This is a genomic window from Pantoea sp. SO10, assembly GCF_005281435.1.
In the GTDB taxonomy this organism is placed as follows: Bacteria; Pseudomonadota; Gammaproteobacteria; order Enterobacterales; family Enterobacteriaceae; genus Pantoea; species Pantoea leporis.
This window is the reverse complement of record NZ_CP040095.1, coordinates 687,506-713,895: the sequence shown is the minus strand read 5'-3', so window position 1 is coordinate 713,895 and position 26,390 is coordinate 687,506. Positions and strand designations below refer to the sequence as shown.

Annotated in this window: 21 protein-coding genes; 3 read left to right on the top strand and 18 right to left on the bottom strand. The window is 54.5% G+C overall.

The features are described 5' to 3' along the window. Positions 1 to 35 precede the first annotated feature (35 nt). The 10 genes from folA to ribF all read right to left on the bottom strand — a co-directional run bounded on the left by folA (position 36) and on the right by ribF (position 13,776). Positions 36 to 518 carry a type 3 dihydrofolate reductase gene (folA, locus tag FCN45_RS03230; RefSeq protein WP_137385137.1) on the bottom strand — a complete coding sequence of 161 codons (483 nt, stop codon included), beginning with the start codon at positions 516 to 518 and terminating at the stop codon, positions 36 to 38. Between the two features lie 285 nt (positions 519 to 803). Beyond that, on the bottom strand, positions 804 to 1,946 hold the full coding sequence (locus tag FCN45_RS03225) for a porin (RefSeq protein ID WP_137385136.1): 1,143 nt from the start codon (positions 1,944 to 1,946) through the stop codon (positions 804 to 806). A 237-nt stretch (positions 1,947 to 2,183) separates the two neighbouring features. Beyond that, positions 2,184 to 5,408 carry a carbamoyl-phosphate synthase large subunit gene (carB, locus tag FCN45_RS03220; RefSeq protein WP_101762143.1) on the bottom strand — a complete coding sequence of 1,075 codons (3,225 nt, stop codon included), beginning with the start codon at positions 5,406 to 5,408 and terminating at the stop codon, positions 2,184 to 2,186. Between the two features lie 13 nt (positions 5,409 to 5,421). Then, the gene (carA, locus tag FCN45_RS03215) at positions 5,422 to 6,570 is read right to left on the bottom strand and encodes a glutamine-hydrolyzing carbamoyl-phosphate synthase small subunit (RefSeq protein ID WP_137385135.1); all 1,149 of its coding nucleotides are present in this window, start codon (positions 6,568 to 6,570) and stop codon (positions 5,422 to 5,424) included. Between the two features lie 469 nt (positions 6,571 to 7,039). Next, on the bottom strand, positions 7,040 to 7,855 hold the full coding sequence (gene dapB, locus FCN45_RS03210) for a 4-hydroxy-tetrahydrodipicolinate reductase (protein ID WP_137385134.1): 816 nt from the start codon (positions 7,853 to 7,855) through the stop codon (positions 7,040 to 7,042). Positions 7,856 to 8,076: 221 nt separating this feature from the next. Next, positions 8,077 to 9,030 carry a 4-hydroxy-3-methylbut-2-enyl diphosphate reductase gene (gene ispH / locus FCN45_RS03205; protein WP_064737614.1) on the bottom strand — a complete coding sequence of 318 codons (954 nt, stop codon included), beginning with the start codon at positions 9,028 to 9,030 and terminating at the stop codon, positions 8,077 to 8,079. Beyond that, a complete protein-coding gene (gene fkpB / locus FCN45_RS03200) occupies positions 9,011 to 9,481 on the bottom strand; it encodes an FKBP-type peptidyl-prolyl cis-trans isomerase (RefSeq protein WP_101762146.1) in 471 nt (156 codons plus the stop codon). Before fkpB ends, ispH begins: the two co-directional genes overlap by 20 nt. A gap of 3 nt (positions 9,482 to 9,484) precedes the next feature. Continuing rightward, on the bottom strand, positions 9,485 to 9,991 hold the full coding sequence (gene lspA, locus FCN45_RS03195) for a signal peptidase II (protein ID WP_101762147.1): 507 nt from the start codon (positions 9,989 to 9,991) through the stop codon (positions 9,485 to 9,487). After that, entirely contained in the window at positions 9,991 to 12,810 is a 2,820-nt protein-coding gene (gene ileS / locus FCN45_RS03190; RefSeq protein ID WP_137385133.1) for an isoleucine--tRNA ligase, read from the bottom strand. The genes lspA and ileS overlap by 1 nt, the downstream gene beginning before the upstream one ends. A gap of 27 nt (positions 12,811 to 12,837) precedes the next feature. After that, complete coding sequence (gene ribF / locus FCN45_RS03185) at positions 12,838 to 13,776, bottom strand: bifunctional riboflavin kinase/FAD synthetase (RefSeq protein WP_101762149.1); 939 nt, start codon at positions 13,774 to 13,776, stop codon at positions 12,838 to 12,840. Between the two features lie 318 nt (positions 13,777 to 14,094). On the opposite strand from ribF, the gene rpsT reads away from it, so the two are divergent. Next, positions 14,095 to 14,358, top strand: a complete 264-nt coding sequence (gene rpsT, locus FCN45_RS03180) for a 30S ribosomal protein S20 (RefSeq protein WP_036619798.1) — start codon at positions 14,095 to 14,097, stop codon at positions 14,356 to 14,358. A 53-nt stretch (positions 14,359 to 14,411) separates the two neighbouring features. Here the strand turns inward: rpsT and nhaR are convergent, their stop codons facing one another. The 4 genes from nhaR to dnaK all read right to left on the bottom strand — a co-directional run bounded on the left by nhaR (position 14,412) and on the right by dnaK (position 19,902). Further along, entirely contained in the window at positions 14,412 to 15,314 is a 903-nt protein-coding gene (gene nhaR, locus FCN45_RS03175) for a transcriptional activator NhaR (RefSeq protein ID WP_137385132.1), read from the bottom strand. A 35-nt stretch (positions 15,315 to 15,349) separates the two neighbouring features. Continuing rightward, positions 15,350 to 16,528, bottom strand: coding sequence for a Na+/H+ antiporter NhaA (gene nhaA, locus FCN45_RS03170; protein WP_137385131.1), 1,179 nt, complete (start codon positions 16,526 to 16,528; stop codon positions 15,350 to 15,352). 231 nt (positions 16,529 to 16,759) lie between these two features. Beyond that, positions 16,760 to 17,893 carry a molecular chaperone DnaJ gene (gene dnaJ / locus FCN45_RS03165; RefSeq protein ID WP_101762152.1) on the bottom strand — a complete coding sequence of 378 codons (1,134 nt, stop codon included), beginning with the start codon at positions 17,891 to 17,893 and terminating at the stop codon, positions 16,760 to 16,762. 104 nt (positions 17,894 to 17,997) lie between these two features. Then, positions 17,998 to 19,902 (bottom strand): molecular chaperone DnaK, encoded by a 1,905-nt coding sequence (gene dnaK / locus FCN45_RS03160; RefSeq protein WP_101762153.1) that lies wholly within the window; start codon positions 19,900 to 19,902, stop codon positions 17,998 to 18,000. A 300-nt stretch (positions 19,903 to 20,202) separates the two neighbouring features. Between dnaK and satP the strand changes: the two genes are divergently transcribed. Next, complete coding sequence (satP, locus tag FCN45_RS03155; RefSeq protein ID WP_101762154.1) at positions 20,203 to 20,763, top strand: acetate uptake transporter; 561 nt, start codon at positions 20,203 to 20,205, stop codon at positions 20,761 to 20,763. Positions 20,764 to 20,801: 38 nt separating this feature from the next. Here satP and FCN45_RS03150 read toward each other — a convergent pair whose 3' ends face one another. From FCN45_RS03150 to tal, 3 genes are all read right to left on the bottom strand, one after another. Continuing rightward, on the bottom strand, positions 20,802 to 22,112 hold the full coding sequence (locus FCN45_RS03150; RefSeq protein WP_137385130.1) for an MFS transporter: 1,311 nt from the start codon (positions 22,110 to 22,112) through the stop codon (positions 20,802 to 20,804). A gap of 110 nt (positions 22,113 to 22,222) precedes the next feature. Next, positions 22,223 to 22,810: a molybdopterin adenylyltransferase gene (gene mog / locus FCN45_RS03145; RefSeq protein WP_101762156.1), complete on the bottom strand. Its 588-nt coding sequence runs from the start codon at positions 22,808 to 22,810 to the stop codon at positions 22,223 to 22,225. Positions 22,811 to 22,930: 120 nt separating this feature from the next. After that, complete coding sequence (tal, locus tag FCN45_RS03140; RefSeq protein WP_137385129.1) at positions 22,931 to 23,884, bottom strand: transaldolase; 954 nt, start codon at positions 23,882 to 23,884, stop codon at positions 22,931 to 22,933. A gap of 212 nt (positions 23,885 to 24,096) precedes the next feature. Between tal and yaaA the strand changes: the two genes are divergently transcribed. Next, positions 24,097 to 24,873 carry a peroxide stress protein YaaA gene (gene yaaA / locus FCN45_RS03135; RefSeq protein ID WP_137385128.1) on the top strand — a complete coding sequence of 259 codons (777 nt, stop codon included), beginning with the start codon at positions 24,097 to 24,099 and terminating at the stop codon, positions 24,871 to 24,873. A gap of 230 nt (positions 24,874 to 25,103) precedes the next feature. Here yaaA and thrC read toward each other — a convergent pair whose 3' ends face one another. Then, positions 25,104 to 26,387, bottom strand: a complete 1,284-nt coding sequence (gene thrC / locus FCN45_RS03130) for a threonine synthase (protein WP_008108676.1) — start codon at positions 26,385 to 26,387, stop codon at positions 25,104 to 25,106. Positions 26,388 to 26,390 lie beyond the last annotated feature (3 nt).

Sequence of the window (26,390 nt, the reverse complement as noted above, 5' to 3'; positions counted from 1 at the left end):
GCGGGGTTTTTTATGGGTCGCCATCACTGGCAACGTTACGTGCGGCGATCCAGGATCTCGAAGCAGTAGCTGTGCGAGTTCTGCTCATCGGCGTCATGGAATTCGCTGAAGGTTGACTGCCACTCGTCCGGTTCGTAATCCGGGAACTGCGTATCCCCTTCCACTTCCGCATCGATATGGGTCAGGTAGAGGCGATCCGCGCGAGCCAGCATCTGCTCGTAAACGCGCCCACCACCAATCACCATCATCTCTTCGACATCACCCGCCGCTTTTACCGCCTCTTCCAGCGATGTCACCCAAGTGACGCCTTCATGGTTGCCCGGCTGGCTGCTGACCACAATGTTCAGGCGTCCAGGAAGCGGGCGGCCTATCGATTCAAAGGTCAGACGACCCATAATCACCGGCTTATTCAAGGTATTACGTTTGAACCATGCCAAATCTGCTGGCAGGTTCCATGGCATGGCGTTTTCCATACCAATAATGCGATCCGCTGCCAGTGCCGCGATCAGACTAATCATGTTAAAAGACCTACTGGAAAAAATTGGCGCCATCATACGTAAAGGCGAAACTTTCGTCGATAGGCCGCCCCCGCTATTTGCGTAAAGCTCCGATGCCACCGCACTTTTGTTATTGGACAGAGTTTTACACCGACTTTCCCGGCAATTGCGGGGCGAGGAGCCAGAAATTGCTGACGAGGCGGCACAACTCCGCGCGAAACGTCGCGTTATTGGTATCGCAGTGTAAAGAAAAGCGCACTCTGTGCAAAAAAAGAAAACGGCTCCCGCAGGAGCCGTTGAAACGCTTTAGAAATCGTAGCGTAGACGCACCAGGTTCACGTTGCCCAGTGACTTGTCGGTGCTGGAGGTGATGACATATTCGTAGTCGACACGGAAGCCGTAATCCAGCTGGGCACTCACGCCAACGCCGTTATCAATACGCTTGTAGTCACGTCCGTTGACGAACTCCAGACGGTCGCCCATGAAGTAAGGCTGAATAGATTTCACCGCATACTGACCAATTGGGAATTTGTAGCCAGCAAAGTATTCGATGCCCCACGCGTCATCCGCGAAGTAATTGTTAACGGTATTACGTTTGGTTGGGGAGAAGTTCTCATACCAACCCGCACCGGCTGACAGCGTCCAGTTATCCGGCGTCCAGCTCAGAGCGGTACCGTAGATATTCTGGTCATAGCGCTTGCTGACGCCATTGACTGGATTGCGAATATCGGCGCGGGTGTAGTTCCACGCGGTTCCCCATGCCAGATCTTTGGTGATGTGGTAGTTCACACCCAGCGAGCCGCCGCCTTTACGCTTATAGCGCAGGCCGTTGCCTGGCAGGAACTCATTATCTTCAAACAGGTACGACGCATACACATCCGCATCGCCGAAGGTATTTTTGTACTTCAGCATTTTGCGCGAACGGTAAGAACCATCGTAATCACCATTGATGCCATTGCCTGGCGCCTGCGCCAGCATGTCGTAATCCCAGATATCGGTCTTCGCTCCTACGACATCGTAGTAAACGCTGTTCTGCTGACCAAAGTAGAGCTCACCCAAGGTGGCGCTTTTGAAGCCAGTATAAAGTTGGCGGCGCGAGGTGTTATTCGCACCATCTGCATGATGATTGTCCCAACCCCACCAGGCCGGGAAGTTAACGCCCAGCTCGTAGTAACCGACCCAGCTTACGTCGTCAAACAGGTAATAATTGGCGCTGAAGCGAAAGCGTGAGCCACCGTCGTAGCCATTACGTTTGTACGATTTGTCGTTCACGCCATTCTGATGTTGGAACTGCGGACGAATACTGCCGCCCACTTTGAAGTCGAGACGGCTTAGCGCATCGCCCGCCTGTGGATCCTGCTTGAGTAAAGTAATTTCCGCCTGGCTGGCGAGTGGCGCCGCTGCGAGTAACGCAGCAATAGCGCTGAGAGTGAAAGCACGCATTTGCATTTTTTATATCCCAGTTAAGGTGAGCGCTCTATTGGTGAGCGGGCGAAATAGTACGGTGCGCTAACTGGGATCTTATTTATAATTTTGTGCGGATATTCCGAGGTGTAACGCTTTCCGCATCAACTGATAAAACATATGTCAAATCAATAGGATTTTTACAGATAAGGAAATGCGGGCATTGGTAAAAGGATAAAAAAACGGCCCCCGCAGGAGCCGTTAATTGGTAGCCAGTTGGAATCAGCCTTTAATTTGCGCGTGCATTTCCTGCACCGAAATTACCTGCTCTGTCGGATCCGCGTTCAGCGCCATCGCTGTGGCAAAACCGCCGTTCAGCGTGGTGTCGTAATGCACTTTGTACTGCAGCGCGCTACGACGAATCAGCTTGGAGTCTTCAATCGCCTGACGTCCCGCCGTGGTGTTGACGATGTAGGTATATTCGCCATTCTTCAGGCGATCCTGAATGTGCGGACGACCTTCATGCACCTTGTTCACCAGACGTGGATTAATGCCCGCTTCGCCCAGCACCACTGCGGTACCGTGTGTCGCATCCAGCTCGAAACCAAACTTCTGCAGTTTTGCCGCCAGGTCGACGATACGTTTCTTATCGCCTTCACGCACTGACAGCAACGCGCGACCGGTTTTCTTCATGTTGCTCTGCGCACCCAGCATCGCTTTGGCGAAGGCTTCAGCGAAGGTGCGACCGACGCCCATCACTTCACCGGTAGAGCGCATTTCTGGGCCGAGAATCGGGTCAACGCCTGGGAACTTGTTGAACGGCAGCACCACTTCTTTCACCGAGTAATACGGTGGAATCACTTCTTTGGTGACGCCCTGTTCAGCCAGCGTTTTACCTGCCATCACGCGCGCGGCAACCTTCGCTAGCGCCACGCCAGTGGCTTTCGACACGAACGGCACGGTACGCGCGGCACGTGGATTCACCTCAATCAGGTAAACTTCATTGTCCTTCACCGCGAACTGCACGTTCATCAGGCCACGTACGTTCAGCTCGAAGGCCAGTTTTTCCACCTGCTGACGCATCACGTTCTGGATTTCAGTGCTCAGCGTGTAGGCCGGCAGTGAACACGCGGAGTCACCGGAGTGCACGCCCGCCTGCTCGATGTGCTCCATGATGCCGCCAATCAGCACGCGCTCGCCGTCGCAAATCGCATCGACATCCACTTCAACCGCATCATCGAGGAAGCGATCCAGCAGCACTGGCGCATCGTTAGAGACCGACACCGCCGTCTGGAAGTAACGCTTCAGGTCGATTTCGTCGTAAACGATCTCCATCGCGCGGCCGCCCAGCACATAAGAAGGACGCACCACCAGCGGATAACCGATCCCAGCTGCTTTCTCAACGGCCTGTTCCAGCGTGGCAACGGTGGCGTTAGCCGGCTGCTTCAGGCTCAGGCGATCAACCGCCTGCTGGAAACGCTCACGGTCTTCTGCACGGTCAATCGAGTCCGGGCTGGTACCAATCACCGGCACGCCAGCCGCTTCCAGCGCGCGTGCCAGTTTCAGCGGCGTCTGGCCGCCGTACTGTACGATGACGCCTTTCGGCTTCTCGATACGCACGATTTCCAGCACATCTTCCAGCGTGACCGGCTCGAAGTAGAGGCGATCCGAGGTGTCATAATCGGTTGAGACGGTTTCCGGGTTACAGTTGACCATGATGGTCTCGTAACCGTCTTCACGCAGCGCCAGCGCCGCATGCACGCAGCAGTAATCAAACTCGATTCCCTGGCCGATACGGTTTGGACCGCCGCCCAGAATCATGATTTTTTCACGATCCTGGTTTGGATTGGCTTCGCACTCTTCCTCGTAGGTTGAGTACATATAGGCGGTGTCGGTGGCGAATTCAGCGGCGCAGGTATCAACGCGTTTATAAACCGGGTGCAGGTTAAATTGCTGACGCAGCTTACGGATTTCGCCCTCAGATACGCCCGCCAGCGCGGCCAGACGGACATCAGCAAAGCCTTTACGCTTCAGCGCGCGCAGGAACTCCGCGTTCAGCGAGTTCACACCTTCGCGTTCAACCTGCTCTTCCAGACGCACCAGCTCTTCAATCTGCACCAGGAACCAGCGATCAATGTTGGTGAGGTTGAACACACCATCAACTGACATGCCGGCGCGGAACGCATCGGCGATGTACCAGATACGGTCAGAACCGGCATCTTTCAGTTCGCGGCGAATGCGCGTTAACGCTTCTGGATCGTCGAGGCTGACTTTCGGGTCGAAACCGTTGGCACCGACTTCCAGACCGCGCAGCGCTTTCTGCATCGATTCCTGGAACGTGCGGCCAATCGCCATCACTTCACCGACCGATTTCATCTGCGTGGTCAGACGATCGTTGGCACCGGCGAACTTCTCGAAGTTGAAGCGAGGAATCTTGGTAACGACGTAGTCGATAGAGGGTTCGAACGACGCAGGCGTTAAGCCGCCGGTGATGTCGTTCATCAGCTCATCAAGGGTAAAGCCCACCGCCAGTTTCGCCGCCACTTTGGCAATCGGGAAGCCGGTCGCTTTTGAAGCCAGCGCTGACGAACGCGATACGCGCGGGTTCATTTCGATGACGATCATACGGCCATCTTTCGGGTTCACCGAGAACTGGACGTTCGAACCACCGGTTTCGACACCGATTTCACGCAGTACCGCCAGCGAGGCGTTACGCATGATTTGATACTCTTTGTCGGTCAGAGTTTGCGCGGGCGCCACGGTGATAGAGTCACCGGTGTGGATGCCCATTGCATCGAAGTTTTCGATCGAGCAGACGATGATACAGTTGTCGTTTTTATCACGTACCACTTCCATCTCGTACTCTTTCCAGCCAATCAGCGACTCATCAATCAGCAGCTCATTGGTTGGCGACAAGTCCAGACCGCGTTCGCAAATCTCTTCGAACTCTTCGCGGTTATAGGCGATACCGCCGCCGGTGCCGCCCATCGTAAAGGAAGGGCGGATGATGCACGGGAAGCCAACGTCTTCGGCCACCGCCAGCGCTTCTTCCATGGTATGCGCGATACCGGAACGTGCGGTGCCCAGACCAATGCTCTTCATCGCCACGTCGAAGCGACGACGATCTTCGGCTTTATCAATGGCATCGGCAGTCGCACCAATCATGGTGACGCCGAACTCAGCCAGCACGCCCTGACGCTCCAGCTCCAGCGCACAGTTGAGCGCTGTCTGGCCGCCCATGGTTGGCAGCACCGCATCCGGACGCTCTTTTTCGATGATCTTGCGTACCACTTCCCAGTGAATCGGCTCGATATAGGTCGCATCAGCCATTTCCGGGTCGGTCATAATGGTTGCCGGGTTCGAGTTCACCAGAATGACGCGGTAGCCCTCTTCACGCAGCGCTTTACACGCCTGCGCACCGGAGTAGTCAAATTCACATGCCTGGCCGATAACGATCGGGCCAGCACCAAGAATCAGGATGGATTTTATGTCTGTACGTTTTGGCATCGTGGGCTCCTGATTACTTCGCGTTAGAACGGTATGCTTTGATCAGTTCGATGAAGTGATCGAACAGTGGCGCCGCATCATGCGGGCCTGGGCTCGCTTCCGGGTGTCCCTGGAAGCTGAAGGCCGGTTTGTCAGTGCGATGAATGCCCTGCACGGTTTGGTCGAACAGCGACACATGCGTCACGCGCAGATTGGCCGGTAATTGGCTGTCATCAACCGCGAAGCCGTGGTTCTGTGCGGTGATCATCACGGTGTTGTTATCAAGCTCCTTCACCGGATGGTTGCCGCCGTGGTGGCCGAGTTTCATCTTGATGGTTTTGGCACCGCTCGCCAGCGCTAACAGCTGGTGCCCAAGGCAGATACCGAATACCGGAACATCGGTTTTCAGGAACGCCTGAATGGCGTTAATGGCGTAGTCGCATGGCTCCGGGTCGCCAGGACCGTTCGACAGGAAAATACCGTCTGGATTAAGTGCCAGAACCTCTTCTGCCGAAGTTTGCGCCGGCACGACCGTCAGGCGGCAGCCGCGATCCACCAGCATACGCAGGATGTTGCGCTTAGCGCCGTAATCGTACGCCACCACATGGAACGGCAGCTCTTCCGCCGTTTTCTGCTCCGGCAGGTCACCTTCCAGTGTCCAGCTACCTTGCTGCCACGCGTAGGTTTCCGCGGTGGTCACTTCTTTCGCCAGATCCATGCCTTTCAAGCCTGGGAACGCCTGCGCTTTCTGCAGCGCCAGTGCGGCATCCGGATTATCACCCGCAATAATGCAGCCGCTCTGTGCACCCTTCTCGCGCAGCAAACGGGTCAGTTTGCGCGTGTCGATATCGGCGATGCCAACGATGTTATTGCGCTGCAGGTAAGCTGCCAGACTTTCTTCACTGCGGAAGTTGCTGGTAATCAGCGGCAGATCGCGAATAACGAGGCCTTGAGCATGGATTTGGCTGGATTCTTCATCGGCGGCGTTAACGCCAACATTGCCGATATGGGGATAAGTGAGGGTAACGATTTGGCGGGAATAGGAAGGATCAGTGAGGATTTCTTGATAACCGGTCATTGAAGTGTTGAAAACAACTTCCCCCACTGCCGACCCCGTAGCCCCGATGGCCCGACCGTGGAATTGGGTTCCGTCTTCCAGAACCAAGAGCGCTGACTTAATCAAAACATCCTCCAGGGAATAAACAGTCACAATATTTGCATATTAATTCAAAAGCAGTGCCAGAATCAATGCAAAACCCGCCTGAGTACTCGAATTTTGGCAAATTGCGCGCATTCTAATGATCGCCCCGCACCTTGTCTACAACATGTGGTTATTTTTTTGTATATTTCGGGCAACTGAATGTTAAAAACGGTGAAAGGCGATAAAAGAGTGAGATAACTCAGAAAAATAATCGGTTGCCTGACGGCGATAATGGCAAAGTGGTGCTAGCGCGCATAAATTTTTGACCAAACGGTCAAAATTAGCCATCGCAAGCCTGATAATCACTCGTTAACTACGATAAATAATCATTTCGAACCCATAACATAGCAAAACGGTCATTTACAGATAAAATAAAGGGCAATGATCACATTGCCCTCGTCAATCAAGGTCTTACCGATTGAAATAACCACATCACGATGGTTCACAACACTCACAACATCGATAAATCCAGCACATCTCGCATGTCGTAAAGGCCAGATTTCTTGTTCTTTAACCAGCTTGCCGCTTTAACTGCACCATTTGCAAAGGTCATACGGCTGGAAGCCTTGTGGGTAATCTCTACGCGCTCACCAATATCTGCAAACATCGCGGTGTGTTCACCGACGATATCACCAGCGCGCACGGTAGCAAATCCGATGGTTTGCGCTTTACGCTCACCGGTATGACCTTCACGGGCATACACCGCGTGCTCATCCAGATTCCACTTCATGGCATCGGCAATCGCTTCGCCCATCGCCAGCGCAGTACCTGATGGTGCATCAACTTTGTGACGATGGTGCGCTTCAACGATTTCAATGTCCGCGTAGTCGCCCATCACCTTCGCTGCCTGCTGCAGCAGATTCAGCACCAGGTTGACGCCCACGCTGAAGTTAGCGGCGAACACGATGCCAATCTCTTCAGCAGCCGCGCGAATCGCCGCTTTGCCGGCTTCATCAAAACCGGTGGTACCGATCACCATCGCTTTGCTGTGCTGTCGGCAAAACGCCAGATACTCCAGCGTGCCTTCCGGACGGGTGAAGTCGATCAGGACATCGAAGTCGTTAACCACCTTTTGCAGGTCGTCAGAGACGATCACGCCCGTTTTGCCGATGCCCGCCAGTTCGCCAGCATCTACGCCCAGCAATGACGAACCGCTACGCGCCAGTGCTGCGCCTAGCGCAACACCTTCCGCCTGCTGTACGGCCTGAATCAAATTGCGTCCCATGCGGCCCGGCGCACCAACGATAGCAATGCGGATTTCACTCATAATTATTCATTCCTGATACAAATCTATGCATGTAAAGCGTAAACAGGTTAACGGTCAGATAACAGTCACGCCACAACAATAAAGGGATATAAGAATTTTATGCCAGCCGCGAAACATTATCAGTAAAAGCAATCCCGCATGCTGGAAGCAGGATTTTCTACAGCGACAGGCAAAGAAAAGGCCGAACAATGTCGGCCTGATTTTACTGCGGTGTAAACCGCTTACTGCACGTTTCGCACGTCGACGCGCAGCTCTTTTGGTACTTCAAACACGATGTTCTCTTCACGGCCAATCAGCTCAATCGCCGCTTCACCGCCGAGCTCACGCAGACGTTGAATCACCTGTTGCACCAGAATATCAGGAGCAGAAGCGCCCGCTGTTACGCCGATGACCTGCTTGTCTTTGACCCACTCTTCCTGGATGTCATCAGCCGAATCAATCAGCTTCGCCAGCTTACCAGCACGCTGCGCCAGTTCGGCCAGACGGTTCGAGTTAGAGGAGTTTTTCGATCCCACTACCAGCACCACTTCAGCATCACGCGCTAAGACGCGTACCGCTTCCTGACGGTTGGTGGTGGCGTAGCAGATGTCATCTTTGCGTGGACCGATAATCGCCGGGAAGCGCTGACGCAGTGCATCAATCACGTCCGAAGTATCATCGACTGAAAGTGTGGTCTGCGTCATAAAGCACAGGTTGCTCTCATCTTTGACGTTCAGCTTGAACACATCTTCCGGCGATTCCACCAGATACATGCCACCGTTAGGATTGCTGTACTGGCCCATGGTGCCTTCCACTTCCGGATGCCCCGCGTGACCAATAAGAATCGCTTCAACACCTTTACGGCTAGCGCGCGCCACTTCCATATGAACTTTGGTCACCAGCGGACAGGTCGCATCAAACAGCATGGTGAGGTTACGCGCTTTGGCTTCGGCGCGAACCGCTTGCGATACGCCGTGCGCGGAGAAGATCAGAATGGCGTTATCCGGCACTTCAGCGATCTCTTCAATGAAGATCGCCCCACGTTCGCGTAAGCTACTCACCACGTAGCGGTTATGCACCACTTCGTGACGCACGTAGATGGGCGCGCCGTACATCTCCAGCGCGCGCTCAACGATGCTGATGGCGCGATCAACGCCTGCGCAGAAACCGCGTGGGTTAGCTAACAGGATTTGCATCGTTGGCCTCCAGCGCCGGATCAATCTCCAGCACTTCAATGTCAAACTGAATGCGCTGGCCCGCCAGCGGATGGTTGAAGTCTACGGTGATCGAGTCACCGGAAACTTCACGGATCACGCCAGGCATTTCGCTGCCGCCGCGGCCGCTGAACAGCATAATGGCACCCACTTCCGGCTCGCCCGCATCGTTAAAGTCACGACGTGAGAAGTACTGAACCAGATCCGGGCTGGTGCCGCCAAACGCATCTTCCGGCTCCAGCGTAAAGGCATGCTTATCGCCCACTTTACGTCCGAGTAGCTGCTGTTCCAGCGCGCCCGACAGGCTGCCATCACCCAGACGGAACAGCGCAGGTTTGCCGTTGGCGCGCGTGGATTCGGCCGTCGAGCCATCCTCCAGCTTCAGCGTAAAATGCACCAGCAACGCGCTATCGCGCTGAACTAAGTCTGTCATCAGTTACCCTTTCTGTTTAGCCGGTTTGCCGTTCGGGCTGAGAAAACCTTCCAGCACTACCAGCGCCGCGCCGATGCAGATGGCACAGTCGGCGATGTTAAAGGTCGCGAAGTGCCAGTCACCGACATAGAAGTCGATAAAATCGACCACAAAGCCGTGATACGAACGGTCAAACAGGTTACCCAACGCCCCGCCGATAATCAGCGCGTAGGCAATATTGGTTAATTTGTTGCTGGCAGCGTTGCGATACATCATCACCAACAGCGCCACCACGATAGCAATGGCGATGCCGGCGAAGAACCAGCGCTGCCAACCGCCTTTGTCGGCCAGGAAGCTGAACGCCGCGCCATAATTATGCGCGTAGAACAGGTTCAGGAACGGCATCAGCGGCTGCGTTTCATGCAGCATCATGTTGTTGATGACCCACATCTTGCTGCCAAAATCGATGGCAATCACCACCAGCACCAGCCAAAGCCAGCGCAAACCGGTTGAAGAGAGCGCTTTACTCATCAGGCAAATTTCCGCTGTTCGCCATTGCCGGCGACGTTGGTGTAGCAACGACCACACACCGCAGCATGCTCCGGATTCTGGCCAACGTCAGTAGTGTAATGCCAGCAGCGCGGACATTTCTCGCCTTCTGCTTTATGCAGCGCGATTTTCAGACCTTTGAACAGCTCGCTCTGCTGCGCTTCATCGCTGGCAGTGGCGTAATCCGCCACGGTCGCGCCTGAAGTTAACAGCACGAAACGCAGCTCATCACCCAGCGCCTGCAGCTTGGCTGCCAGCTCGGCATCCGCATACAGCGTCACCGTCGCTTCCAGCGCGCCACCGATGCGTTTGTCGCTACGCGCTTGCTCAATCACCTTGTTCACTTCACCGCGGACTTTCAGTACATCATCCCAATAGGCATCGTTCAGCGTTTCGTTATCTGCCAGACCAAACAGATCCTGATACCACTCTTCGGTGAACACGTACTTCGCGCGATCGCCCGGCAGGTAGCCCCAGATTTCGTCTGCGGTGAAGGACATGATTGGCGCCATCCAGCGCACCAGCGCTTCAACGATGTGCCACAGCGCGGTTTGGCAGCTGCGACGCGCCAGGCTGTCGCCTTTTGCGGTGTACTGACGATCTTTGATCACATCGAGATAGAACGAGCCCATTTCGATTGAGCAGAAGTGCATCAGACGCTGCACCACTTCGTGGAAATCATAGTTTTCGTAGGAGTGCACGATATCCTGCTGCGCTGCCAGCGCACGGCCAACCGCCCAGCGATCCACCACCACCATCTCTTCCGGTTTGACGCAATCGGTCGCCGGGTTGAAGCCAGCGAGGTTTGCCAGCAGGAAACGCGCGGTGTTACGGATACGACGATAGCTGTCTGCGGCACGCTTCAGGATTTCGTCGGAGACCGCCATCTCACCGGAATAATCGGTAGAAGCGACCCACAGACGCAGAATGTCCGCACCCAGCTTATCCATCACATCCTGCGGCGCCACGGTGTTGCCGATCGATTTCGACATCTTGCGGCCCTGACCATCCACGGTGAAACCGTGCGTCAGTACCTGACGATAAGGCGCTTTGCCTTTCATCGCCGTGGAGATCATCAGAGAAGACATGAACCAGCCGCGATGCTGATCCGAACCTTCCAGGTACATATCTGGCGTATGGCCACCGAATTCAGGACGCGCATCCACCACCGCGTAGCTGGTTGATCCGGAGTCGAACCAGACATCTAAGGTGTCAGGCACTTTAACGTAGAGGTCAGCGTCGTCGCCCATCAGGTCGCGCGGATCGAGATCCCACCACGCCTGAATGCCGTCCTGCTCAACCCGTTTCGCGACTTTCTCCATCAGCTCCAGCGTATCCGGATGCAGCTGCTCGCTCTCTTTATGCACGAACAGCGCCATCGGCACACCCCACGTACGCTGACGTGAGATACACCAGTCCGGACGGTTCGCTACCATCGCTTCGATACGCGCCTGGCCCCAATCTGGGATCCACTGCACGCCTTTGATCTCTTTCAGCGACTGCGCACGCAGGCCTTTCTGATCCATGCTGATGAACCATTGTGGCGTGGCACGGAAGATGATTGGCGTTTTATGACGCCAGCAGTGCGGGTAGCTGTGCAGCAGTTTCTCAACGTGCAGCAGCGCGCCCTTCTCTTTCAGCAGCTCAACGATCATGTCGTTGGCTTTAAAGACGTTTACGCCATCCAGCGTCGGGTAGGTGCCTGGCAGATACGCGCCATCCGGCCCCACCGGATTGGCGGTTTCCAGACCGTATTTCTGACCGATAACATAGTCATCCGGGCCATGGCCTGGTGCGGTATGTACCGCACCGGTACCGGCTTCCAGCGTCACGTGCTCACCCAATACCACTTTCGATTGGATCTGCTCGAGGAACGGATGCTGGAACAGCTGCAGCTCCAGCGCCGCGCCGTTGCATTCGCCCAGCACGGTCCAGTCGCTGATACCCGCGCGCTTCATCACGCTCTCAACCATCTCTTTGGCGAGAATCAGGCTGCGACCGTCGATCTGCAGTAGCTGGTATTCAAATTCTGGATGCAGCGAGATACCGCGGTTAGCTGGCATGGTCCACGGCGTGGTGGTCCAGATCACCAGTGAAACCGGGCCTTCTGAAGCAGCGACGCCAAACTTCGCGCGCACCGCATCGGCATCCACGGCATTGAACATCACATCGATGGATGGCGAAGTTTTGTCGTAATACTCCACTTCCGCTTCAGCCAGCGCCGAACGGCAATCCATGCACCAGTGCACCGGCTTAGCGCCTTTGTGCAGATGGCCGTTGCCGATGATTTTACCCAGCGCACGGATGATGTTGGCTTCGGTCTGGAAATTCATCGTCAGATAAGGACGATCCCAGTCACCGAGCACGCCGAGGCGGATGAAGTCATTTTTCTGGCCTTCAACCTGCTCTGCCGCATATTGGCGGCAAGCGGCACGGAATTCAGCCGCGCTCACTTTTTCGCCCGGCTTACCAATCATCTGTTCAACTTTGTGCTCAATCGGCAAGCCGTGGCAGTCCCAACCTGGAACGTACGGCGAGTCGTAGCCCGCCATGCCTTTCGACTTAACGATAATGTCTTTCAGAATCTTGTTAACTGAGTGACCAATATGAATGCTGCCGTTCGCATAAGGAGGGCCATCGTGCAAAATAAAGGTTTTTTTCCCTTTTTTGGCTTCGCGGATGATGCCGTACAGGTTGTCATCATACCAACGTTGCAGCATTCCCGGTTCACGCTTGGCCAGATCGCCACGCATCGGGAACCCCGTTTCCGGCAAATTCAGGGTAGATTTATAGTCACTCATCAGATTCTCGATTCCGTATTTCGGTCATTAAACCGGTGTTTTTAGCCCAAAGAATTGGCGGGCTGTCACCACATCTTTCGCAATTTGTTCTTTCAGCGCGTCCAGCGAAGCGAAACGCTGTTCATCGCGAATCTTCTGTTTCAGCACCACTTCAATGTGACGCCCATAGAGATTCATATGTGTGTCGAGCAGATGAACTTCAAGCTGCTGACGTAAACCTTTTACCGTTGGGCGCGTACCAATATTGGCCACGCCGGGCAGCGGCTGATCGCCAAGGCCCAACACTGCCACCGCAAACACGCCTTTAACCGGCGTAACGGTGCGACGCAAAGGGAGATTAGCCGTTGGAAAACCGATGGTGCGCCCGAGTGCATCGCCGTGCACTACGCGGCCTGAGATGCTGAACGGATGGCCCAGCAGCGCTTCGGCTTGCGCAAAATCATCCTGCGCCAGCGCCTGACGAACGGCGGTGCTGCTGATGCGCTTGCCGCTGTCACAATAGGTCTGGGTGCTGATAACCTCAAAGCCATACTCCGCACCGGCTTTCTGTAATAACAGGAAATCCCCCTGGCGACCAGCGCCGAAGCGGAAATCATCGCCGACGGCCAGGAACTTGACGTTGAGCTTGTCTACCAGCAATTCAGAAATAAAACTCTGCGCCGAATGCGCAGCGAAGCGACGATCAAAACGTACGCAGAGTACGGCATCAACACCCGCTTGTTCGAGGTACTTCAGCTTTTCACGCAAACGCGTAAGGCGCGCCGGGGCTTTGTCGCCGGCAAACAGCTCAAGCGGTTGTGGCTCAAATACCATCACCACCACCGGCAGATTGCGTTTTCGTCCTTCGGCAATCAGCTGCGCCATCAAAGCCTGGTGGCCGCGATGTACGCCGTCGAAATTGCCAATGGTCAGGACGCAGCCGCGATGCTGCTCTTTCAGATTATAAATACCGCGGATAAACTTCATGGCTGACTCAAACCGGTGGAAATCGGCGGATTATACCCTTGAATGGCGTTTAGGTTAACCCGTATACGTGCCTTTCCTGCTTCTGGAGCGGCTTATTCCACGCGTGGGCAATTGCTTAGCAAGGATCTGAAGATTTTTGCTGCGAAATACTGTATTCAACGCCGCGTTGCTGGTAGAATCCTGCGCCATCAATTACGTAATCGAGTGTTGTTTTTAAAACGACGCTTATTTGCACAAATCCATTGACATAAGAAGGCGCAAAAGGCATAGTCCTCGGCCTTTGATTTGTCCATATAGATCACATTTGGGAGTTGGACCTTGGCTAATATCAAATCAGCTAAGAAACGCGCCGTAACATCTGAGAAACGTCGCAAGCATAACGCAAGCAACCGTTCAATGATGCGTACTTTCATCAAGAAAGTATACGCGGCTATCGCAACAGGCGACAAAGCTGCTGCGCAGAACGCATTCAACGAAATGCAACCACTCGTGGACCGTCAGGCTGCTAAAGGCCTGATCCACAAAAACAAAGCTGCACGTCATAAAGCAAACCTGACTGCTCAGATCAACAAACTGGCTTAATCGCCCGTCTGTTAATCGCTTTGTAAAAAAGAACCGGCGTTTAGCCGGTTTTTTTATGCCTGCAATTCAGGGGTAAACAGCGCACTAAAGTCGCGATGGCAGATCCGCTGTACCGCCGGATGCTGAATCATCCGTTCGGCAAAGATCACGTGATACTCCTCCATTACCGCATCCAACCGCCCAATCTCTTTGATGGCGTCATCCCGATAAATCTCGTCGCCATACAGCGTCGGAGCCACAAATATCGCGTTGTTAAGCGCACCAAAAGCTTTCATTAATGCCGCATCATCAAACTCGCCCAGAATCTCCACCTGCAATCCCTGGCTGTGAATCCAGTTCAGCAGTTTGCGACCCAGCATCGAGCGACGCCCCGGAATCAGCAAACGCCGCTCTTCCAGGCTGGCAGGAAACGGCAGCGTCGGTAACGGTGTGTTGCACCAGAAGCTGATCGGACACTCGCCCAGCTTGACCGAAAACAGCCCTTCCTGCTGAGTCGAATCAATTGGGCAATCGGAAAGAATCATATCCAGCTTGTGCTGGCTTAACTGTTCCAGCAGCATCTCGTGCGTCGATTCAAAGCAGCGCAGATGGATTCTCTCTTCAGCCACCACCGCAGCCTCTAGCACCTTGCTCACCAGTTGCTTAGACAACGCATCCGCCACGCCAACGTCAAACAGCAGATGCGACTCTTTGCGGTAGTTAACGATATCGAGCATCTCCTGGCTCAGCATGAACATGCGGTCGGCATAGCGAAACACCAGTTGGCCAAGTTCCGTCGGCACTAAACCGCGTCCCTGACGACGAAACAGCACACCGCCGAGTTGCTCTTCCAGCGATTTAATCTGACCGGTAACGGTCTGTGGTGCCAGGCACAGCACATCCGCCGCGCGCACCACCGAACCAGTTTTACACACCTGCCAGAAGTAGTAGAGATGATTAAAGTTGAGCTGATTCATCGGCAAAAAAAGGAGGCTTTCGCCTCCTTCCTCTTTTAACGCAATTTGATGCGCAGCAGCGTGTAACCAATCACCGCTGAGAGCAGCGAGCCACTGAGAATCCCCAGCTTGGAGAAGGTCACCAGTTGCTCATGGGCGGCATCAAACGCCAGCGAACTGATAAAGATCGACATGGTGAAGCCGATACCGCACAGCACACCAATCGCCATGATATCGCGTATCGTGGTGCCCGCCGGCAACACCGCCAGCCGCCACTTCACCGCCAGCCAGCAGAACAGCGTGATACCCAACGGTTTACCAATCAGCAAGCCGAGAATGATGCCCAGCGGTTCTGGTGACAGCGTATCCATAAAGGTAATGCCGCTCAGCGAGATGCCAGCGTTGGCAAAAGCGAACAGCGGCAGAATCAGCCAGTTTACCCACGGCATTAAACCATGCGCCAGATGCTCGGCTGGAGAATGGCCGTTCTTCTCTTCCAGCGGCACGAAGAAGCCAACAATCACGCCCGCTAACGTTGCGTGCACACCCGATTTGAGCACCGCCGTCCACAGCACAATGCCGACCAACATATAGATGGCAATGTTACGCACGCCACAACGATTGAGAATCGCCAGCAGCACAATCGCACCTGCCGCCACGCTCAGCGACAGCATGGAGAGATCGCTGGTGTAGAACAGCGCGATAATGACGATAGCGCCGAGATCATCAATAATCGCCAGCGCCATCAGGAACACTTTCAGCGCGGTTGGCACGCGGCTGCCCAGCAGTGCCAGCACGCCCAAAGCAAAGGCGATATCAGTAGCAGTAGGAATTGCCCAGCCGTTACGTGCAATAGGATCGCCATGATTAAGCATCAGGAAAATCAGTCCCGGCATAACCATGCCGCCAATTGCCGCAATCACCGGGAAAATGGCGCGATCGCGGCTGGCGAGTTCACCGGTGATCAGTTCACGTTTCACTTCCAAACCAATTAACAGGAAAAACAGCGCCATCATGGCATCGTTGATCCACAGCAGCAGGTTTTTGCTGATGTCTAATGCACCGAAGCGAATCTGCACCGGCTCGGCGAGAAACGATTGATAAGCTTGAGCGGTTTCCGCGCTGTTAGCCAAAATTATTGCCGCGACGGCCGCCAGAATCAGCACCATGCCGTTGCTGGCATCGCTGGCAATAAAGCTTTTCAGTAAGCTTCGAAGAGAACGGGGTTTGTTCACAACTCCTCCTGAGTAGAGACATTTAGGCTGAGAAGTGTAACGACTCAAACACCTCGTTAAAAGCAGCTTATGTCTCGTTAACGACTCGATAATACCGATGCATTACGAGAGGGTTTCTGCTTTTATCTCACGCCAGGCAGATTGAGCTTATATCAGGAGCGACGCGTTGGCGGGAAAACATAAAAAAAGCGGAGAGTTTCCTCTCCGCTTTATTAAGCATGCCAGACGGGATTAACGTGTTAAATCGTCAAAAAACTTCTTCACGCCGTCGAGGAAGCTTTTGGAGCGCGGGCTGTTTTTCTCGCCGCTCGGGCCGCCAAAACTCTCTTCCAGTTCACGCAGTAACGCTTTCTGTTTGTCATTGAGGCTGACTGGCGTTTCCACCACCACACGACACAGCAAATCGCCTACCGCACCACCACGCACCGATTTCACGCCTTTACCGCGCATGCGGAACAGCTTGCCAGTTTGCGTTTCAGAAGGCACTTTCAGGTTCACACGTCCATCAAGCGTCGGCACTTCAATCTCGCCACCTAATGCTGCCATCGCAAAGTTAATCGGCACTTCGCAATATAGGTTGTTATCTTCACGCTCGAAGATCGGGTGCTTTTTCACCGAAACCTGAACGTACAGATCGCCCGCTGGTGCGCCCTGTTCGCCCGCTTCACCTTCGCCGGTCAGACGAATGCGATCGCCGGTATCCACGCCTGCTGGAATTTTCACCGACAGGGTTTTACTGCGCTCAACGCGACCGTGACCATGACAAGCATTGCACGGATCTTTGATCACTGAACCGCGACCGTGACAGGTCGGACACGCCTGCTGCACAGTGAAGAAGCCCTGACGCATCTGCACCTGGCCTGCACCGTGACAGGTATGACAGGTCTGCGGTTTGGTCCCCGCTTTCGCGCCGCTGCCGTGGCAGACATCGCACTCTTCCAGTGTTGGAATGCGGATCTCTTTGGTCACGCCGCGTACCGCTTCTTCCAGCGTTAGCTCCATGTTGTAGCGTAAATCGGCGCCACGTGCGGCACGCTGACGGCGGCCACCACCAAAAATATCGCCAAATACGTCGCCAAAGATATCGCTGAAGTCGGCGCCGCCGCCGCCGAAGCCACCACCGCCGCCCATGCCGCCTTGTTCAAAGGCTGCGTGACCATATTGGTCGTAGGCCGCACGCTTCTGTGCGTCGGTCAGAATTTCGTAGGCTTCCTTAATTTCTTTAAACTTCGCTTCGGCTTCTTTATTGTCCGGATTACGGTCCGGATGGTATTTCATCGCCAGGCGCTTATAAGCCTTTTTGATTTCACGCTCATCTGCGGATTTAGAGACGCCTAAGATCTCGTATAAATCACTCTTAGCCATATTTGTTCTGCCCTTAACATGATCGCACGGGCGTGGAGAGATCTCCTACGCCCGTGCTGGTTTCAACGGCTGTCAGGCCAGCCGTCGCGCCCGGTCAGGGGCAATTATTTTTTGTCTTTAACTTCTTCGAACTCAGCGTCGACAACGTCGTCTTCTTTCTGTGCAGAAGCATCGCCTGCATCAGCTGCCTGACCCTGCTGCTGTGCCAGCTCCATCAGTTTGCTGGACACTTCCATCAATGCCTGCATTTTGGCTTCGATTTCTGCTTTGTCTTCGCCTTTCAGCGCGGTGTTCAGCTCGGTCAACGCAGCTTCGATTGGCGCTTTGTCGTCAGCAGACAGTTTGTCGCCCGCTTCGTCCAGCTGCTTACGGGTGCTGTGCGAAATCTGATCGCCCTGGTTACGGGTCTGAACCAGCTCTTCGAACTTGCGGTCAGACTCGGCGTTCGCTTCCGCGTCACGCACCATTTTTTCGATCTCTTCTTCATTCAGACCAGAAGAAGCCTTGATGGTGATCTTCTGCTCTTTACCGCTGTTTTTGTCTTTCGCAGACACGTGCAGGATACCATCCGCATCGATATCGAAGGTGACTTCGATCTGCGGCATACCGCGCGGTGCAGCCTGGATACCGTCGAGGTTGAACTGGCCCAGGGATTTGTTATCGCCTGAACGCTTGCGCTCACCCTGCAGCACGTGAATGGTCACGGCAGACTGATTGTCTTCAGCGGTAGAGAACACCTGGCTGTGCTTGGTTGGGATGGTGGTGTTCTTGCTAATCAGCGAAGTCATCACGCCGCCCATGGTTTCGATACCCAGCGACAGCGGAGTCACGTCCAGCAGCAGAACGTCTTTCACTTCACCCGCCAACACGCCGCCCTGAACCGCAGCACCCACGGCGACCGCTTCATCCGGGTTCACATCTTTACGTGGCTCTTTACCAAAGAACTCAGTCACTTTGGCCTGAACCATTGGCATACGCGTTTGACCGCCCACCAGGATCACGTCGTTGATGTCTGAAACAGACAGACCCGCATCCTGCAGAGCCACTTTCAACGGCTCGATAGAGCGAGAAACCAGGTCTTCAACCAGTGATTCCAGTTTCGCACGTGTTACTTTGATGTTCAGGTGCTTAGGACCGGTCGCATCCGCCGTGATGTACGGCAGGTTAACGTCGGTCTGCTGTGCTGAAGACAGCTCGATCTTGGCTTTCTCTGCCGCTTCTTTCAGACGCTGCATGGCCAGCGGATCGTTGTGCAGATCGATGCCCTGATCTTTCTTAAATTCAGCCACCAGATAGTTAATCAGACGGCTATCGAAGTCTTCACCACCCAGGTGGGTATCACCGTTGGTTGCCAGAACTTCAAAGGTTTTCTCGCCATCAACGTCATCGATCTCAATGATTGAGATATCGAAAGTACCACCGCCCAGGTCGTATACCGCGATGGTGCGGTTGCCCTGACCTTTATCCAGGCCGTAAGCCAGTGCAGCTGCGGTTGGTTCGTTGATGATACGTTTTACTTCCAGACCCGCGATACGGCCGGCGTCTTTGGTCGCCTGACGCTGCGCATCGTTGAAGTAAGCTGGAACGGTAATAACCGCTTCAGTGACGGCTTCACCGAGGAAATCTTCCGCGGTTTTCTTCATCTTTTTCAGCACTTCAGCAGAAATCTGCGGCGGTGCCATTTTCTGGCCTTTTACGTCCAGCCATGCGTCGCCGTTATCTGCGCCGATGATTTTGTACGGCATAATTTTAATATCACGCTGTACTTCTTCGTCCTGGAAGCGACGGCCAATCAGGCGCTTGATCGCAAACAGGGTGTTCTGCGGGTTGGTCACAGACTGACGTTTAGCCGGTTGACCCACCAGAGTTTCGCCATCCTGTGCATACGCAATGATCGACGGCGTGGTGCGATCGCCTTCGGCGTTTTCCAGTACGCGTGCTTTACCACCATCCATAACTGCAACACATGAGTTGGTTGTACCCAAGTCAATACCAATAATCTTGCCCATCTAAACGTCTCCTACTTAAATTCTTTGCCAATTTGGGTTGTGAAACAGAGATGCGGTCAAACTGACCACTTTCAACTGCTGAAGCAGGCTTTTTTTGCTGCCTCACAACGCTCGATGACAAGTAAATGGGGCCGGTTCGATGCGCATCAAGGGTTAAAACTAAAAAAAATTTCATTCTCTCGTCGATTCAGATCAAAGTTGGGCAAAAAGAGGCCGCTTATTATGCAGCGCCTCGCGCCCCCAGCGGTTTGCGCGGGTGTAAAACACGAACAACATCTTCAACGCTGCTTCTGAGGAATTATGAGCAATACCACGCTGGCGAATCCCGCCCCGTTGGGCCTGATGGGATTCGGTATGACCACCATCCTGCTCAACTTACACAACACCGGCCTGTTTGCGATGGATGTGATCATCCTGGCGATGGGGATTTTCTACGGCGGCATCGCGCAAATTTTTGCCGGGCTGCTGGAATATAAGAAAGGCAACACCTTCGGGCTGACCGCCTTTACCTCTTACGGCAGCTTCTGGTTAACGTTGGTGGCAATTCTGCTGCTGCCGAAACTGGGGCTGGCAGAGGCGGCCGACGGCCACTTCCTTGGCGCGTATCTCGCGCTGTGGGGCGTGTTCACTGCATTCCTATTTTTCGGCACGCTGAAGTCACCGAAAATGCTGCAGTTCATCTTCGCCAGCCTGACGCTGCTGTTTGCGCTGCTGGCTATCGGCCACCTGACCGACAACGCGGGGTTGCTGCGCGTTGCCGGCTGGATTGGCATTATTTGCGGTTCGAGTGCGTTCTATCTGGCGATGGGCGAAGTGCTGAACGAGAAGTTTGGTCGTACGGTATTGCCGATTGGCGAGTGACAAATGAATAGCGGAGCTGTTTGGCTCCGCTTTTTGCATTATGACGAGTGCAGCGACATATCTAACTGCGCATACTGCTGACGGCTATCGCGCCACAGCCAGATTCCCACCATAAAGCCAATTATCGCCAGCGCCAGCACATACCAGGCAGGCGCCATTGGCGTCAGGCTCATCATCAGCGTTACGCTAATCGGCGTCAGACCACCGAAAATCGCGTAAGCAACATTGTACGAGAATGAGATGCCGGTAAAGCGCACCGCCGCCGGGAATGCGCGCACCATCACAAACGGCACTACACCGACGACCCCCACGCTCAGGCCCGCTAAACCGTACCAAACAAACAGCATTTCCGGCGTGCTACTTAACTGATGGAAGAAGTTCCAGCTGCCGATCGCCAGCAGTATTGAACCGACCATCAGCGAACGCGCCGCGCCGAAGCGATCCACCAGCCATCCGGCGATAACACAACCCAGCAGCAGCATAATGGTGGCGAAGCTGTTGGCCTGCAGACTGAGCGCGGCGGGAATGCCATGCTGTTTTTGCATCAGCGTCGGCGCCATCAAAATCACCACCACAATGCAAGCCGACAGAAGCCAGGTGAGCAGCATCGAAATTACGATGCCGCGCTTATGGCTGGCAAAAATGGTTTGCAGCGGCATTTTTTCTGCCAGCGCTTTACGCTGCTGCATCTGCTGGAACACCGGGGTTTCATGCAGCCAGCGACGCAGATACATCGCCAGCAAGCCAAACACACCGCCGAGGAAGAAAGGAATGCGCCAGCCATGATCGCGCATCGCAGCCGGTGACAGCGTGGTGTTCAGCACCGTTGCCACCAGCGAACCGAGCAGAATCCCTGCGGTTAAGCCTGCGGTCAGCGTGCCGCAGGCAAAACCAATGCGTTTTTCAGGCACATGTTCGGCGACAAACACCCACGCGCCAGGCACTTCACCGCCGATAGCCGCGCCTTGCAGCACGCGCATTAGCAGCATCAATAACGGCGCAGCGATGCCAATGCTGGCATAAGTGGGCAATGCGCCCATCGCCAACGTCGGCAGCGCCATCAGCAGAATACTGAGGCTGAACATCTTCTTACGCCCCACTTTGTCACCAAAGTGCGCCATGATAATGCCGCCTAACGGACGCGCCAGATAACCCGCAGCAAAGATGGCGAAAGTCTGCACCTGACGCAACCATTCAGGAATGTCAGGTGGGAAGAACAGTTCGCCAATCACGGCGGCAAAGAAGACGAAGATAATGAAATCGTAGAATTCCAGCGCCCCACCAAGGGCGGCCAGCGACAGGGTTTTGTAATCCTGTCCGTTGAGTCGACGCGTTGCGTGCGTATCCATAATCCAGCGGTATCCAGAGGCAAAACAACTTATGTAAAGATTGAATTACTATACCGTCAATATTTTGCCACACCAGTGCGGCTGGATTTTATGCCTGAAAATGCCGATTTTTAGTCATTTGTCTCACGACGGGCGCTTTTGGGGCGAAAAGCTGCTACCACATCGGCATGAGTTTCCACATACGGCCCTTCCAGTAGCTGTAAACAATAAGGTACAGCGGCAAAAATCCCCGGCACTTTTACCGTTCCATCTTCCGCTTTCAGCCCTTCCAGCGTCTCTTTAATGGATTTTGGCTGGCCCGGCAGATTGAGGATCAGCGACTGCTTGCGGATCACGCCAACCTGGCGAGATAAAATAGCGGTCGGCACAAATTGCAGGCTAATTTGGCGCATCTGCTCGCCGAAGCCCGGCATTTCACGGTCGGCAACCGCCAATGTGGCATCTGGCGTCACATCACGCCGCGCCGGTCCGGTGCCGCCGGTGGTGAGGACCAAATTGCAGAACAGCTCATCGACCAGCTCGCAAATCGCCTGCTCAATCATTGGCTGCTCATCCGGCACCAGACGCGTTTCGATTTCAAACGGCGTAGCCAGCGCGGCGGTGAGCCAGCTCTCTAACGCCGGAATGCCTTGATCCTGATAGATGCCGTTAGCAGCACGATCGGAAACGGAAATTAATCCAATTCGTAAAGTATCCATAGAGTTATCGCTGTGGTTAGCTGCATGGCAGCAAATGACGTGAGTAGTTAGAAGGATAATACAAGAAGCGGGGGAAAAAACGTAAAACCGTGGCAGCGGTTGCCGCCACGGCCAATCACCTTACAGCAGCTCGGCGATCATCTTCTCAAGTTTGCCCTGATCGATGGCAAAGTTGCGGATACCTTCAGCCAGTTTGGTAACGGCCATTGGATCCTGGTTGTGCTGCCAGAAGAACTCAGCTTCGGTCATCTTCGCTGGACGCGCTTTCACTTCGCCGGTGTAGCTCAGTTTACGCTCAACGGTGCCTTCGCTTTCAGCCAGCTCTTTCAGCAGGCCCGGAGAGATGGTCAGACGGTCGCAGCCAGCCAGCTCAATGATTTCACCAACGTTACGGAAGCTTGCGCCCATTACCACGGTTTCATAACCGTGCTGCTTGTAGTAGCTGTAGATTTCAGCCACAGACACCACGCCTGGATCTTCGTGAGCTGCATACTCTTTCTTATCGGTGTTCTGCTTGTACCAGTCGAGGATACGGCCAACGAATGGAGAGATCAGGAACACGCCCGCTTCGGCACAGGCACGCGCCTGCGCGAAGGAGAACAGCAGCGTCAGGTTACAGTTGATGCCTTCTTTTTCCAGCTGCTCAGCAGCACGAATGCCCTGCCAGGTTGACGCCAGTTTGATCAGGATACGGTCATTGCTGATGCCCGCATCGTTGTACAGTTTGATCAGGCTACGCGCTTTAGCGATGCTCGCTTCAGTGTCGTAAGAGAGGCGCGCATCGACTTCAGTCGAGATGCGACCAGGGATCAGTTTGAGAATTTCCAGACCAATGTTGACGGCCAGCTTGTCAGAAACCAGCGCCAGCTGATCTTCTTTGTTGCTGCTCTGCTGACGTGCCCAGGTAATGGCTTCGTCAATCAGTTTGCGGTATTCGGGGATTTGAGCGGCGTTGAGAATCAAAGAAGGGTTCGTGGTCGCGTCCTGCGGCTGGTAAAGTTTCATCGCCGCGATATCACCGGTGTCGGCGACCACAGTAGTCAGCTGACGCAAGGAAGTAAGTTTGTCCGTCATGGTTCTCTTTCTCTTAGGTTGACTGTCAGGGTGTAAAAGGCTGTTGCGATAATATCACGCACAAGTTACGGCGCAACACCACGAAGTGCCCTTTACGATAGCGCTAACAAATGGGAGCGATTTGCCGATCCATGCCGCTTTTTTGCTACACTCGTTGCGACATTTTCCCTTCAATTCCCTGATAAACCTGCGGGTCAAAGAGGACGTACACGATGCTGATGGTTATCTCACCAGCGAAGACACTGGACTATGAAAGCCCGCTGGCGACACAACGTTTTACCCAACCGGCGCTGTTAGAAAAATCACACCAATTAATTGACGTTGCGCGCGATCTTTCACCGGCGCAAATCAGCTCACTGATGGGCATCAGCGACAAGCTGGCGCACCTGAATGCCGATCGTTTTAACCAATGGCAGCCGCCCTTCTCGCTGGAGAATGCGCGTCAGGCGATCCTGGCGTTCAAAGGCGATGTGTATACCGGTTTGCAGGCCGAAACTTTTAGCGACGACGATTTTGACTTTGCCCAGCAGCACCTGCGCATGTTGTCGGGTCTTTACGGCCTGCTGCGCCCACTCGATTTGATGCAGCCTTATCGCCTGGAGATGGGCATCAAGCTGGCGAATCCGGCCGGGAAAGATCTTTACGGCTTCTGGGGCGATTTGCTGACTGAGAAGTTAAACGAGGCGATTGCTGAGCAAGGCGATGACGTGCTGATCAATCTGGCATCCGATGAGTATTTCAAAGCCATCAAGCCGAAGAAACTCAACGCCGAGTTGATCAAGCCGGTGTTCCTCGATGAGAAGAATGGCAAATTTAAAGTCATCAGCTTCTACGCCAAGAAAGCGCGCGGTTTGATGAGCCGCTATGTGATTCAGAATCGCCTGACCAACCCTGCGCAGCTGAAGAAGTTCGATGTGGATGGGTATTTTCTGGATGGTGCAGAAAGCAGCGAGAACGAACTGGTGTTTAAGCGCCGCGAGCAGAAATAGTTCAGCAAGCGCTGCAATGGATTGTGCTCGCTGCCCCCCTCCTTGGTTCGTGCTCGCTGTCCCCCTCCTCGGTCCGTGCTTGCTGCCCCCCTCCTCGGTCCTCCCCCATAAATGGGGGAGGAAGATGCTGCAATATGATAGTTGGGGAGCTGCATGTGGCAGCATCTCCTTCCCCCGCTTGCGGGGGAAGGCCGGGATGGGGGAAAGCGAGCACTTACCCCAGTCAGCACTTACTTCAATAAGAACGCCCGCAGCTCCGCGAAATCGCCTTTCAGGTTGTGCGACAGCAGCGGCAAATCGGCGCGCTCGGCCAGCTCTTTTGGCAGCGGCAGATCCTGACCCAGAATCTCATCCACGCTCTCTTTGAACTTCGCCGGATGCGCAGTCCCGAGGAACAGGCCATATTCGCCCTCCTGCAGGTTGTCGCGCAGCAAACGGTAAGCAATCGCCGCATGCGGTTCAGAGATATAGCCAATCTCTGCCAGCTCGCGCATGGTGGATTTGGTGGTTTCATCGGTTACCGCGCCGTACGCCAGATCAGTCAAACGCCAGGTTTTGCGGCGGAACAGCTCTTCCACGCGCGGCCAGTTGTTCGGCTGGCTGACATCCATGGCGTTCGACAGCGTTGCTACCGTGGCGTTTGGCTGCCATGCGCCGTTGCCGAGGAAACGCGGCACGGTATCGTTAGCATTGGTCGCAGCGATAAAGCGCTTGATCGGCAGACCCAATGATTTCGCCAGCAGGCCAGCCGTTAAGTCACCGAAGTTACCGCTCGGCACCGACACCACCAGCTGATTGCGCTTCTCTTGTGGCAGCTGCGCTACCGCTTCGAAGTAGTAGCAAATCTGCGCCAGCAGACGGCTGATGTTGATGGAGTTCGCCGAGTTCAGGCCAATCGCCTTTTTCAGCTCTTCATCATCAAACGCCTGTTTCACCAACGCCTGACACGCATCGAAATCGCCTTCAACCGCGATGGTTTCGATGTTGCCGCCCAGCGTACAGAACAGTTTCTCCTGCAGCGGGCTGATTTTGCCCTGCGGATAGAGAATCACCACGCGCACGTTTTCCATGCCGTAAAAGGCATGCGCCACGGCGGCGCCGGTATCGCCGGAAGTGGCGGTCAGAATGGTGATCTGCTCATCCGCACCGCTCACATAGGAAAGCATCTGCGCCATAAAGCGGCCGCCGAAGTCTTTGAACGCCAGCGTTGGACCGTGGAACAGCTCGAGGCAAGCCACATCATCGCTGACCTTCGCCACAGGCGCCGGGAAAGCAAAGGCGTTTTTCACGCGCTCGGCCAGCTGATGCGCCGCAATTTCATCGCCAATGTAGGCAGAGAGAATTTTGCTGCTGCGGCTGACGAAATCCATCTCCAGCATGGCATCGATATCGGTCAGTTCGAATTCCGGCAGTTCGAGCGGGAAAAACAGCCCTTGCTGCGAGCCGAGGCCCTGTTTAACGGCCTGAGCAAAACTAACCTGCTCGTTGTGATCCTTAAGGTTGTAGAGTTTCATGCG

Coding starts and splice junctions, on each gene's coding strand:
- folA (WP_137385137.1), bottom strand. CDS start 518: ATGATTAGTCTGATCGCGGCACTGGCAGCGGATCGCATTATTGGTATG.
- dnaJ (WP_101762152.1), bottom strand. CDS start 17,893: ATGGCTAAGAGTGATTTATACGAGATCTTAGGCGTCTCTAAATCCGCA.
- dapB (WP_137385134.1), bottom strand. CDS start 7,855: ATGAGTGAAATCCGCATTGCTATCGTTGGTGCGCCGGGCCGCATGGGA.
- nhaR (WP_137385132.1), bottom strand. CDS start 15,314: ATGAATCAGCTCAACTTTAATCATCTCTACTACTTCTGGCAGGTGTGT.
- tal (WP_137385129.1), bottom strand. CDS start 23,884: ATGACGGACAAACTTACTTCCTTGCGTCAGCTGACTACTGTGGTCGCC.
- carB (WP_101762143.1), bottom strand. CDS start 5,408: ATGCCAAAACGTACAGACATAAAATCCATCCTGATTCTTGGTGCTGGC.
- yaaA (WP_137385128.1), top strand. CDS start 24,097: ATGCTGATGGTTATCTCACCAGCGAAGACACTGGACTATGAAAGCCCG.
- ileS (WP_137385133.1), bottom strand. CDS start 12,810: ATGAGTGACTATAAATCTACCCTGAATTTGCCGGAAACGGGGTTCCCG.
- ispH (WP_064737614.1), bottom strand. CDS start 9,030: ATGCAAATCCTGTTAGCTAACCCACGCGGTTTCTGCGCAGGCGTTGAT.
- thrC (WP_008108676.1), bottom strand. CDS start 26,387: ATGAAACTCTACAACCTTAAGGATCACAACGAGCAGGTTAGTTTTGCT.
- satP (WP_101762154.1), top strand. CDS start 20,203: ATGAGCAATACCACGCTGGCGAATCCCGCCCCGTTGGGCCTGATGGGA.
- lspA (WP_101762147.1), bottom strand. CDS start 9,991: ATGAGTAAAGCGCTCTCTTCAACCGGTTTGCGCTGGCTTTGGCTGGTG.
- mog (WP_101762156.1), bottom strand. CDS start 22,810: ATGGATACTTTACGAATTGGATTAATTTCCGTTTCCGATCGTGCTGCT.
- ribF (WP_101762149.1), bottom strand. CDS start 13,776: ATGAAGTTTATCCGCGGTATTTATAATCTGAAAGAGCAGCATCGCGGC.
- dnaK (WP_101762153.1), bottom strand. CDS start 19,902: ATGGGCAAGATTATTGGTATTGACTTGGGTACAACCAACTCATGTGTT.
- FCN45_RS03225 (WP_137385136.1), bottom strand. CDS start 1,946: ATGCAAATGCGTGCTTTCACTCTCAGCGCTATTGCTGCGTTACTCGCA.
- fkpB (WP_101762146.1), bottom strand. CDS start 9,481: ATGACAGACTTAGTTCAGCGCGATAGCGCGTTGCTGGTGCATTTTACG.
- FCN45_RS03150 (WP_137385130.1), bottom strand. CDS start 22,112: ATGGATACGCACGCAACGCGTCGACTCAACGGACAGGATTACAAAACC.